Annotated in this window: 11 protein-coding genes; 9 read left to right on the forward strand and 2 right to left on the reverse strand. The window is 39.3% G+C overall.

Going from position 1 to position 12,061, the window contains the following annotated elements:
• The first annotated feature begins 6 nt into the window (after positions 1–6).
• The 3 genes from AYR53_RS08970 to AYR53_RS08980 all read left to right on the forward strand — a co-directional run bounded on the left by AYR53_RS08970 (position 7) and on the right by AYR53_RS08980 (position 2,936).
• Positions 7–1,242 carry an ATP-grasp domain-containing protein gene (locus AYR53_RS08970; protein WP_068280689.1) on the forward strand — a complete coding sequence of 412 codons (1,236 nt, stop codon included), beginning with the start codon at positions 7–9 and terminating at the stop codon, positions 1,240–1,242.
• 168 nt (positions 1,243–1,410) lie between these two features.
• Positions 1,411–1,965, forward strand: coding sequence for a TetR/AcrR family transcriptional regulator (locus AYR53_RS08975; protein ID WP_068280685.1), 555 nt, complete (start codon positions 1,411–1,413; stop codon positions 1,963–1,965).
• A gap of 17 nt (positions 1,966–1,982) precedes the next feature.
• The gene (locus AYR53_RS08980) at positions 1,983–2,936 is read left to right on the forward strand and encodes an alcohol dehydrogenase catalytic domain-containing protein (RefSeq protein WP_068224372.1); all 954 of its coding nucleotides are present in this window, start codon (positions 1,983–1,985) and stop codon (positions 2,934–2,936) included.
• Between the two features lie 219 nt (positions 2,937–3,155).
• Here AYR53_RS08980 and AYR53_RS08985 read toward each other — a convergent pair whose 3' ends face one another.
• Together AYR53_RS08985 and AYR53_RS08990 are read right to left on the reverse strand one after the other, a co-directional pair.
• Positions 3,156–3,884, reverse strand: coding sequence for a hypothetical protein (locus AYR53_RS08985; protein WP_068224366.1), 729 nt, complete (start codon positions 3,882–3,884; stop codon positions 3,156–3,158).
• A 373-nt stretch (positions 3,885–4,257) separates the two neighbouring features.
• The gene (locus AYR53_RS08990) at positions 4,258–5,127 is read right to left on the reverse strand and encodes a hypothetical protein (RefSeq protein ID WP_068280681.1); all 870 of its coding nucleotides are present in this window, start codon (positions 5,125–5,127) and stop codon (positions 4,258–4,260) included.
• A 546-nt stretch (positions 5,128–5,673) separates the two neighbouring features.
• Between AYR53_RS08990 and AYR53_RS08995 the strand changes: the two genes are divergently transcribed.
• The 6 genes from AYR53_RS08995 to AYR53_RS09020 all read left to right on the forward strand — a co-directional run bounded on the left by AYR53_RS08995 (position 5,674) and on the right by AYR53_RS09020 (position 12,061).
• The gene (locus tag AYR53_RS08995; RefSeq protein ID WP_068224360.1) at positions 5,674–6,078 is read left to right on the forward strand and encodes an iron-sulfur cluster biosynthesis family protein; all 405 of its coding nucleotides are present in this window, start codon (positions 5,674–5,676) and stop codon (positions 6,076–6,078) included.
• A gap of 215 nt (positions 6,079–6,293) precedes the next feature.
• Positions 6,294–6,929: an NAD(P)-dependent oxidoreductase gene (locus AYR53_RS09000; RefSeq protein ID WP_068280680.1), complete on the forward strand. Its 636-nt coding sequence runs from the start codon at positions 6,294–6,296 to the stop codon at positions 6,927–6,929.
• Between the two features lie 417 nt (positions 6,930–7,346).
• Positions 7,347–7,658 (forward strand): DUF2316 family protein, encoded by a 312-nt coding sequence (locus AYR53_RS09005; protein ID WP_068224357.1) that lies wholly within the window; start codon positions 7,347–7,349, stop codon positions 7,656–7,658.
• Between the two features lie 446 nt (positions 7,659–8,104).
• On the forward strand, positions 8,105–9,586 hold the full coding sequence (locus AYR53_RS09010; protein ID WP_068280676.1) for a helix-turn-helix domain-containing protein: 1,482 nt from the start codon (positions 8,105–8,107) through the stop codon (positions 9,584–9,586).
• 575 nt (positions 9,587–10,161) lie between these two features.
• Complete coding sequence (locus AYR53_RS09015; RefSeq protein ID WP_068280673.1) at positions 10,162–11,673, forward strand: hypothetical protein; 1,512 nt, start codon at positions 10,162–10,164, stop codon at positions 11,671–11,673.
• Between the two features lie 16 nt (positions 11,674–11,689).
• Positions 11,690–12,061 (forward strand): LPXTG cell wall anchor domain-containing protein, encoded by a 372-nt coding sequence (locus tag AYR53_RS09020; RefSeq protein ID WP_068280670.1) that lies wholly within the window; start codon positions 11,690–11,692, stop codon positions 12,059–12,061.

Here is a 12,061-nt window from a genome sequence, read left to right on the forward strand (position 1 = left end):
TTACGTATGAAAAAAAGAGTTTTATTAGTTGAACCAAGTTTTTACGGTGTTGAATTTGTGCGCTCGGCCAAAGAATTAGGTTGTGAAGTAATCTGTCTGGTTGAAGCTGCAACCGATCCTGAAAAATATGGTTATCAAGATTTATTTGATGATTTAATTATTACCGATGTGCGTTCTGTTACGGCAATTTTAACGTCAATTCAGGAAAGTCCTTATAGTCATTTTGCTGCTCTGATTCCTTGCACGGATTACGTTACCGCAGTAACTGCGGCAGTTGCTCAGTCTTTAGGTGTCTTTGGAACACCATTAGTAGCTGCTCAGGCCGCTCGTAACAAGGATCTTGCCCGACAGATCTACCAAGAAAAGGGCGTCAGTAGTGCGGCCTTTCAAAAAGTAACCACATTGAATAACGCCAAAGCCGCCGCAAACAGAATTGGTTACCCGTTGGTATTGAAACCAACTAATACGGCCAGTAGTATTGCAGTTTTTTATATCCGCACCGCAGCAGAATTAGCACGTCGTTTTCAGATAATAACGCGACTTAAAACGAGTTATTTAGGCTTTCAAGTACGGCATGAGTATTTGTTAGAAGAATTTCTCCAAGGACCTGAATTTAGTGTGGAACTTTTTTTGCAACAAGGTCAGATTGCTTTTGCCGAAGTAACCGAAAAAAAGACGACACAACCACCATTCTTTGTTGAGACAATGCATGTTGTTCCAACTACTATTTTAAAAGAACAGCGAAGCAAAATTATTCAAACAGCCTTTGCTGCAGTTTCGGCATTAGGTTTCCAAGCTGGTCCTACGCACGTAGAAGTGAAAGTAACGGCTACTGGACCACGAATTGTTGAAGTGAATGGACGGCCAGGCGGTGATTCGATTACCTCGGACCTAGTTTATGATGCTTACGGAATTAATATTTTTACGGAGACAATCAAGCTGTACTTGGGTTTAGCGTTAACGTTGAAACCAAGCAAACGGCAGGCCGCCGCAACGGGTTTTATATTTGCAACTAAGACCGGTATTTTTGAAAAAATTGAGAATCTGGCCTTACTTGAAAATAATGCACTTATTAAACGTTATGTTATTGAAACCAAAGTCGGTACAAAGGTTAAAATTCCGGAAAACTCTGATGATCGCTTGGGCTACTTTATTGTTAACGCAGACACAAGTATCGCGGCCAAACGATTGGCCAGTAACCTACAGGCGAAACTTAAAGTTGTGGTTCGATCGATCCGGTAATGTAAAGCGATTACGGACGAAGTTTATTTTTGGATTAATACTGTACCTAACGGCGTTGTTAGTTAAACCTCAACGTCTTTAGTCAGGTTATAGATTGCGGACTCTAAAAAAATAGTATAGACTCATGTCATGAGTTAGGTAAACGAAAGGCTTCAAAGAGGTGAACGTTTGAAACGCAATTCATTAACCCGACAAATTGTGCTTGATCAAGCTTTACAGATGGCAAGTAATCAGGGCTTTAGTCAGGTTACCTATAATGGTTTGGCCCGCGGATTAGATGTGCAACCCCAGTCGCTTTACCGGTATGTGGATAATATCGCGGACGTAAAGGCTGGTGTTGTGGCAGAATACGTTAAGCATTTAATTGCTAGTTTGCAAAAACAATTATTACCTTATTCGGGTAAAGAAGCCTTACGTCAATTTGCAATTTACTTTATTTCCTATAGCCAAATTAGTATTCCGTTTGCGGAAATGGTTAGCGGTCTAACTGAATACGGCCACACGCCACAAGTAGTGAAGCAACTTACAAACTTACGGAAATTATTGGTCACTATTATCAGTGATATTACCAACGATCCGGTCGATGTGAATAAAAACGAAGAATTATTTTTAAATTTTATAACCGGTAATTTGGCCTTAGTGACAATGGGATCGTTAGAAATTATTCATGATCAGAAAATATTTACGGAAAACGTCGATCGTATTTTAACTCTAATCAAATGATATGAGGAGGAATTAATATGAAAGCAGTCGTTTTAACAAAAACTGGGGACGCCAGTGTATTTGATTATAAAGAAGTTGCTACACCGGAGATCAAACCAGGCTGGTCGCTAATTAAAATTAAAGGATTCGGGATCAATCGTTCCGAAATCTTTACGCGTAATGGCTGGTCTCCGAGTGTTAAATTACCACGAATTTTAGGAATCGAAGGCGTTGGTGAGATTGCTGACACGTCTGACGAAAAACGTTTACCCAAAGGTCAAAAAGTAGTTACACTGATGGGTGGCATGGGCCGGGCGTTTGATGGCAGTTACGCAGAATACGCGTTAATTCCTAACGATAATATTTATCCTGTTACAACTGATTTGAGTTGGGCAGATTTAGCGGCCGTTCCTGAAACTTATTTTACGGCCTATGGTTCACTGTTAAATTTGAAATTACAAAAGAATGACACGTTGTTGGTTCGCGGTGCCACTAGTGGTGTCGGTGTGGCAGCGGTCAAATTGGCCAAAGCGATGGAGCCAAGCGTTAAAGTTTACGGGACAACACGTAATCTTGCCAAAAGTGATGAATTGAAGGCGGCCGGTTTTGACGGTGTCTTTGAAGACAAGGATAACCAATTACAAGTTGACAACGAACGCTTCGACAAGGTCTTAGAGTTAGTTGGCGCATTGACCTTGGCGAATTCTTTGACTGCATTGAAAACGGCCGGTATTATTTGTCTGACTGGTGAGCTGGGCGGTATTTGGACGGTAAAGGACTTCGACCCGATGGCAATTCCTACAGGTGCTTATCTGACAAACTTTGGTTCCGACAGTGTCACCGAAACCAAGTTTAATGAACTTTTGAAATTAATTGCGACACATCGGCTAGATGTTTCGCCAACAAAAACGTTTGATTTAGCCCACACTGGTGCCGCAACGGCCTTTTTAGACAGTCAAGATAGTTTTGGTAAGGTTGTTGTTTTACCGTAATTAATAAATGATCACTCTATGAAGTTGGAGCATATTTTGGAGTGATTCAAGTGTAAGCTAGCTTGGTCGGAAAAGTATTAGTGAAGTAATCTTTAAACTCGATTTAGATCGTTGTATTTATAAATAGTATTTCAAAAAGGCCAGACTACCTCTTTTTTGCGGTAGTCTGGCCTTTTAAGTTATCCATTATTATTCTGGATGGGCAAATAATGATGAAAGTTAATGCAAGTTAAGTTTCAATACGCGGGCATTACCGTTGGTGGTACCATTAACGCCGCCAGTTTTAACGCTAAGGTGGCCACGGGGAACTTTTGCAAAAGCCTGCTGAATGGAAACACCAGAAGCAAGGATAATACGAAAAGTTTTGCCGGTGACACTTTGTCCTGGTGCTAACTTTAAATTAGCGGTGGTATCGTTAATGCCAATTTTGGCAGATTTTCTAATATTTTTTGTTTTGTTTCCAGTTGTCACGCGGTAACGATCTTGCGGATTGCCAGCTAGGCCCGTAAATGTGATCGTGTGATTAGTGGTGTTTTTGATGTCAGTATTGACTAGCAAGGCGACAAAATAATGGTGGTTGACCATCTTTGTTTTAGGTCGATCAAAAACTGCATGATGCCCATCAGCAAAAACGGCGGGGTATTTCAATAAATTTCGTTGGGGTTCCGGACCGCTAGCATAAACAGTGGTGTAAAGGTTACTGAACTGCAAACCAGTGCGAGAATAATTAGCAATGGGTGTGGTATTTTTTAGAAAAGTTAAAATGACGCCATTGCTGCCATTTAAATAGTCACCCTTTTTCGTTGTGCTGGTCAGATTGCTAATTTTTTGTTTTTGGTAAGTTTGGTTAGTGGAATTAGTAGGTGCTGTGGCCGTAGACGGACTGACGATAAAGAAGATTAGACCGATGACCAACACGGTGGTGAGCATTAAAAATTTTTGACGCACGTTAATGGCTTCCTTTATTGATTATAATTGTTCTTATTATAAGCTAGGCTATATTTGGAAAACACCTTTATTAGTGTTTTCCTGATCAATTTAATGTAAACGTGCTTGAAAAGGGCCGATTCTTGTCATATTTCAACTTAGCGCTCTTTGTCTTGCTAGTTCTTGCACTTAGTTGAGGGAGCACAGTTATTGCGCTTTATGACTGTGCCCCATAACTTTTGCCACAAGAATAGACAACATTCGTAGCATCAGGATTAGTGGCGATCCAGGCCAATAATAATCTTAATTACAGAGTAGAATTTAACCACTTTTCTAAGTACACACTAGCTTGGTTGGTGCGCCATTATTTTTGTCACTAATTTGTGTTACGTCATTAGTTGGTTTGAATGCCGAAATTACTTAGCCAATCTTGAACTTGGCTCTGAATTTTGTTCAAAATATTAGAGCTATTCGTATCGTCATTAGTGGTACTTGATTCGGTGGGATTCGATTCAGCATCACTGCTGCTTGCCGAGTCCGTGGTAGCAGGCTCGCTAATACTGCTTGAATCTGCCGTCGAGGATGAACTACCCGCAACTTTATCTTTAATACTGGAGAAGGCACTGCTCAATTTACCAGAACTGGAATCAGTAGCCGAATTAGAATCATTCGTATTACTTGAACTAGTGCTGGTGGTGTTTAGGCTGTTTTCATTTTGCGCCGCAATTTTAGCTTTAATTTGCTTATATTCTGTTGAATTTTTTCGAACAAATGTAACCGTGGAAGCACCGCCTAATCCGGTAATCGAACCGTTGTTGGCAGTGAAGGTCACTTGATCATTGTCGGCAGTAAGGGTGTAGTTGGCCGTATCAGTATCAAATGTGGCCAGCTCATTAGAACTATTATCTTTAAATTCGCCGGTAGTTGCATTATTTTGCTCATTGTTTGGGGTATAGGTGTATTTACTACTTTTGATTGTTAAACTGCTGAGTTTGTCAATATTATCCGTTGTCGAATACGTCGTCCCACTAGCATTATTGATCTCAACCCAAGAACCAGATAAAGATGAGCGTGAGCCAATCCAAACAAAGACACCAACTAAGACCGCAATAATGAGGATTAAAGAAATCCATAATTTTCGGTGATGACGACGCTTTTTTCTCTTTTTATCCTTACTAAGCTTTCGTTCCGTTTGTTTATTTTGTTGTTCATTTTTCTGGTGACGTAATTCCGTCCGACTCATAGTAGAATCATTATTCGCCATTTTTACAACTCCAATCAGTCCGGCTTATTTATAACTTCAGAATACTTTTTCAAGTCTGTTGATGTCAGTTTACAACACTATCAAGAAGAAGGTGTGAAGACGAACTGAAGGATAACTAAAGTTTTGCTTAAGTTGATCTTTTGTGAATTGAAGTAGGTGTGAAATGGTCGGCTAAGACTGTCTGGCATGATAGTTATTACGAGGACGTAAACAGCGGCATCAGAGATTTTACTAGCGGCTGCACTTGTTATTATTTTAATAATGTAAGTTATTTACCAAACGTGACCTAGATATTATCGAATTAGTTAAAGTTAACTGAATCCGGGTAGGTTTTTGGTGGGTCTATAAGTGACTGATAAGTAAACAAACGAAGGGGGGCGCTTTTTGAGCAAATAAATTGTGCAAAATATAATTTTGCGATAGACTTATTCGTGTACTCAAGTGATTAGCATTAGGATAATGACTTGTTAGTAGTGACTAGAATTATTTACGTCAATTGATTTTACGCTAAACGGCTCCAATTAAATTATAGGATGGTGAATTAAAATGAAAATTAATATCAAACAAGCGGCTGCAACTTATTTGGCCACCAAGATTCCGGTTGGGAAAAACGTCTTTTTGGCCTTAGACGATGGTTCAAACAAGTTTTCCAAACTGGGCGGTTCTTGCTCGATTGGTAATAAATTTCAATTAGTTGTCGCTGACCAGGCCGATGCCGAATATAACATTGAGGTAGATAATAATCTGGGTCTGACGTTAACCACGGCGCAACCAGAAACCACTTTTTTGGGGAATGGTTTGGCCTTAGATTACAATAATGCAATGCTTAAACTAACTGATGACAGCGGAATTCTGGATGGTGCCGTCACGGTTGCACCAGCCACTGTACCAACGCAAGATCAGAAAGCTTTAAAGGCCGAAATGACTGAACTCGGTGGTAAGATCTGCTGATCAATAATTAAAAAAACGCTGCCGAAATTTCGGTAGCGTTTTTACGTGGCGGCATTTATCCGGTTATCAATTGAAGAAAATCTGGATTAAGAAATTATTTTGAAAAAATTAAGCCGTTAATTTAATGGACATTTTACTTAGTAAATTATCCTTAGTAGTGTTATAGTAACAGCCAGAACTTGATAAATTCGAATAAAACTTGGAGGTTGATGTTCATGCAAATTGGAATTATTGGCGCGACTGGTAATGCCGGCAGTGCAATTTTTAAAATGGCTGAAAAAAAAGGGCATACGGTGACCGCAATTGTGCGTAATAAAGCTAAGGCACAAAAAATGTTTGGGACCGACGCTAAAATTTTAGAAAAGGATGCGCTGGCGCTGACGTATAGCGACTTACATAATTTTGACTACGTCGTTGATGCGTTTGCGTCACCGAAATCCTACCAACACTTAGATTTAGCGACGCAGTTAATTACTGAATTTCGAGAAGATACGCATACAACATTACTTTTTATTCTTGGATCTAGCTCGTTGCGCGATGAAAACGGCAATTTATTACTAGATGCGGTTTTGAAACGTGCTGCGGGCCAACCTTGGATTGGAACCCCAATTCAGCAAACACATGAATATAATTATTTAAAATGGGTTGACAACGTTAAATGGACGGCCGTTTCACCGCAGATCGAATTTGTGGTGGGACCAGCAACCAGTTACCGTATCGGAACGGATAATGCAATGACTGATAGTAACGGTAAACAAACTGTGACAACGGGTAATTTTGCTTCGGCCGTAGTTGCTGAAATGGAGAAACCAACACACTTACGGCAACGATTCACGGTTGTAAATAATTAAAATTTTAAATGATCAAATAGTGTAATGGCGTTTTCAGAAACGCTGTTACACTATTTTTATAATTGATCTTATTTATGAGACATATTTAGTAATACGTATCATAATTCTCTTTAATTTTTACTTTAGTGTCTCTATAATAATAAATGATTATAGAATTGGTTTTACACAAAACAGTCCGCAAAAACTTGTGAGATTTTTTGTATAGGGCACAAAATAATATGCGTTTTAGAGGGTGACCTATTTCAGTGTGCGAGTTTCGTGCCAGAAGAGTGCCAGTAAACAGTTCAAACCTATTTTGGTAACTGTTATGGAGAGCGGATCAAATATGACGATAATTTTGCCATACTAGTTGCACGTAAATTATAAATTTTATGCAAAACATAAAACAACCATTAAAAATTTTGGGAGGTAGTATTTATGTCATTAAATCCACAACAAATTAAAAATACGATCAATGAATTACACGAAAACTTTGTCCGTAGTGGTTTAACCAAGGAGCAGGTGGCCAGTGACTTGAATATCAGTATGACTAAGCTCGATCATTTATTTAGTTTAACGCAGCAATCCATGGATGATCCATGGATTCTTCGCAATTATCTAAATGATAAAGTGGCGGATAATGGGCAGGAACCAGTGCCTTATTCGGCATTAGTTGGTGACTGGCACCAATATTGGTTCTTGAATACTCGGGCCATCGATAAGGGTGAAATTACGGCCGGCGACCTGTAAGCGAAAAATTACCTTTATCTTATAAAGGTAATTGATTGACCAATTGGAAGGCCGATTTATTTAATAATTTTGTCAAAAAATTAGCGTTAAATAATTGGGTTAAGTCAATAAGGACCAGTAAATTATGAGTTTTGGAGAAGTCTCCACATAGTTTACTGGTTTTTGAGTGGTTAAAAATCAAAAGATGATTAGGCCTGAATTATGGTTACTTTTAACAATAAATAGATTTTGAACGGACCTAAACAGGGATTTGGAATGCTGTTTTAATTAAGTTGATCGTTTTTTCCAATGCTCATAATCCGCAACTTACCGTAATTTATCCAAAAATGATAGACTTGACGTATAAGCTAAAAATTTGCGAATATATTAATTTAATACTAGTCATAAACGTAACTTCGTAAATACTGTCGTCAGACTAAACCGCTCAACTGGGGGGAATAAATAGTATGTTAAAAGAAGATCTATTAGATAAATCAGAACAGGTCCTGACGCGGCTGATTGAAAAACTTTATCTTGCGGAAAATGCGTTACCCAAACAGCAATTAGTGCAGGAATTACAGATTTCACTAAGCACATTAAATCGTTATGGTCGACACCTTCAGGAAGACTTACAGGCCTACGAACCAACACGTACCGCTAGTTTGATGGATACTGGAACAACGTTACAATTTAATACAAAAGGGCAATTATCGGTGGAACAATTTATTACGGAAACATACGTTCAAAAGTCAATAAATTACCGGTTATTGGTGCTAATTTACCAGCAGCCGGGTATTAGTATGTTTAATTTGGCTAATGGGCTTAATATCAGTGAGGCCTCCTTGTACCGCCGATTAAAACAAATAAGACCTATTCTTGCGGAGTTTAAGCTAACGGTTCAAAATGGCCAATTGATTGGTAGCGAGTTACAGGTAAGGTATTTCTACTATTGTCTGTTTGGGCTATCAAGTTATCCCGTGGCCTCTACGCCAGCCGTTCATGATTTTATTCACTGTTTGCAAGAGGAGTTAGGCTTTACTTTCTCCAAATCAGCTCGCCGGCACGTTAATCGCTGGTTACAAATATCTAATCGGCGTGCCCGGCAGTCAGTGGATATGGATTCAACAATTCCGACGCACATTCGCGAACTATACCAAAATAATGTTTTGTACGGGAAGGTACAGCATTGTTTTCAGCAATTTTTTAAAGTTACCCGGCCGTTTGAGGTTGAATCGTTATGTACGATGTTAATCAGTTTGGCGGTTTTTAACAGTAAAAATCAGGTTGTTTCCCGTTTTTCACTCATTAATCGGAAAAATCAAACGCGGCTAAACCAAATTGTGCGTCATATTGAGGCTGAATTTTTTGCCGCATTAAAAATTACGTCTGATGAATGGTCCTTTGAACTTTCAAAATTTTTATTTGATATCTGTGCCCGGCCCTATTGTTTTACCGGTACTATTTCTAATTTTGATCAACAATATGCGCAATATTATGAAACAACGATATTTTCGGCCAATGTGAGTCAATTAGTCAACGTAATTCATGACCGCCTACTGAAGAGTAGCCGACCGCAATTACGAAATTTAGTGCAAAATAATTGGTTGTATTTTGACCAGAGCTTTCACTTGGTTTTACGTGAGTTTCAGTATCAGCAACGGCGCGAAATTTTTGTTGGTTTAGATACCAACCTTAATGCGCACTTAGAACGGATCTTGCGTGAGGAGTTAGAGCAGCAATTTCGCACTGATTTAAATGTAATCGTCATGTTGTATCAACCGGGATACGCCTACGATTTAGTGGTGACTAATACAGCAACGAGTGCTTATGATGACGCGGATCGTACTTATTGGATTGCTAATTTGGGAAACCAAAGTGACATTAAGAATATTCACGATTTAATTCACCAAAACTACTATGATGGCTTGGCACTAGAACGGCATTCCTAAATTCAGAACTATTCATGAAAGTGGTCAGATTCTGGCCCTAGTTTGGGACAACTTAATCTGCATAAAATCCACTAATTCTGAGTGAGGACACAGTTGTACTTAATTAAAAGTGGCTACCAAAAATATGAGTTGATTGTTAGATTAGAAAGTGCTTAGATTTGGCTGCGCAAGTACGCTAAGTTATTACTGAAGGCTACAAATAGGCTTCAGTAACACTCTGAATTATTTTTTAGCATATTTACACTAAATAAATTATTAAAAGTAGCTAAATGAATTCAAAAATAATTCAAAATGGACCTTATAAACGGCTAATTATCATGATTGGTTATTTATAAGGCTCTTTTTGTGTTCATATTGATTAATTTATGCTTTCTAAATATGAATAAATTGTGAAGTAAGTATGATGATTGGGACTAGAAATGCCGTAATGATAAGCATAACCGACTTATAACTATCAAAAAAAAACAGATTTAGTCGATAAAATGAAAGCGCATAAGTTGCTTTTGCTGCTAGAATTTGAGTTGTAATAAGGAAGTTAATAAATCTATTTTTAAAAGTTGGGAGGTGATTGGCCTTTGAAGAAAATAGTTGAAGTCATGTTGCTGTTCTTTGGCGGTCTTCTTTTGATCGTTTGCCCAACTGATAGTTTAGCTAGCCAACCAGGGTTGATTCTGAAACAACCACAACAGGCTTTAGTTGCTGGTGAAACGGCAGATTTTAAGTTGGATGTAACCGGGGCAGCAGAGAAGGATCAGGTCAAAATTACATTACCAGAGGGGGTGCAATTCGATCTAGCCAGGGTGGTTGATGAAAAAACTGATTATGAAGTGGATCAAGCAAAACCGCAACAAATCACCTTAACACTAACTAAGATAGGTACCACACAGATCATTAATTTACCGGTAAAACTTCAGACGGCAGGCGATTACCAAATGACCGCACAATTTGCAAATGGTCAGGCGGCCAGCAATCCATTAGCGTTTACCGTTGCTGAACCTGCAAATACTGAAAGTAGCAGTTCACTTCCAAGTGTTAGCGAGGTAGCAAGTAGTAGTTCGATTACCAGTGATGCAGCCAGTAGCAGTTCTGATAGTTCCGAAGTGGCCGCCAACTCAGTAGCAAGTAGTGAGGAAAAAGGCAGCGAAAAAACAAGTAACGAGACCACAAGTAGTAGCACCAACGCGAATAGTAGTTCAAGCAGTAGTGCGGTAAAGACTGATAGTCCGGCCAAACAAACTGTAAAAGAAAATTCGGCAAAGGCGTTAACGTTCACAGTTAAGGTTGACCAGCAGTATAGGCCAGGTGGTTTAAGTTATATATACTATTATGAAAGTAGCGGAGCCGTGACATTAACTGGTTATATCACAGATTCCCAGGCAGAGACGCTCAGCATGTCCTATACTCCTAAACAAATTAGTGGATATCCTGCGCCTCCTGGAAAAGATACGTCTTATTCTTTAGGAACGATAAAAACCCCAGGAAATAATGAAAAAGTACCGTTTTCTATTACTATTCCAAAATCAGCGCTTACACCATTTTCTACCGGAGTTGGTAATATTTACGGTATACGATTTGATGTAAGCAATGGTAATGGAAATACGATAAGTGGTAATTTTCAACTTATTTATATGAAAGGTACGCTTAACTTAATTGCACCTGCTCAAATTGACTTCGGAACCATGGCGGCAGATTTTACAACTAAGCCAACTGTTATGGGAAAGATCACTGATTCAGCGCAGCAACTAGCAGTTACGGACACACGGACCATTCCTGGTACTATTACTGATTTAAATGGTTGGAAAGTTACCGCTTCGTTAGTGAAGCAAATGACTAGTACAACTTCCAACAGCACCTTAACGAATAGTCTGCACTATTTAGCCGGGGGCACCGATTATACCTTGAGTAGTGCCGCTTCACCTGTGTATAACTTAGCAGCTTCTACACCAGGAAAAACAACTTCCATTTCGGGCGGTTGGAATGGCACAACTGGACTGGCCTTTGAGCCGCAATCAGGGCAACCTAAGACTGGTGAAAAGTATAGTGGGACTGTCAATTGGAACTTACAGGAAACGCCGGCCAATAAATAGTTAGGAGGATAGGCCAATGCTTTCAAGAAAATTACTGTTAGGATTAGTTCTCAGCAGTGCCTTTTTAGTGGCAACGCCGATCCGGGCCGAAACTAACACTGACGCTTCGATTGGTTTTCAAACAGGACAGACCAACGTTAAACCAGGTGGTGAGTCGTCAACGAATCGGCCAAATAATGGCGGTCGGCCAAGCGTAACTGATACTGCAGCTAATAGTCGGACAAACCAGAACGCATTACCAACTAAAGGGGCTCATACTCAGGCAGCTTTGATGCTACCCCAAACTAGTGGTCAACCCACATGGTTTTTAAGCCTGATTGGTGTTACTTTAATCTCTTTAGTGGCAATAACCAGTCGTATTTATCGGTTAAAACAAACCAAACAATAA

The sequence above is a fragment of the Loigolactobacillus backii genome (genome assembly GCF_001663675.1).
GTDB classification, from domain to species: Bacteria; Bacillota; Bacilli; order Lactobacillales; family Lactobacillaceae; genus Loigolactobacillus; species Loigolactobacillus backii.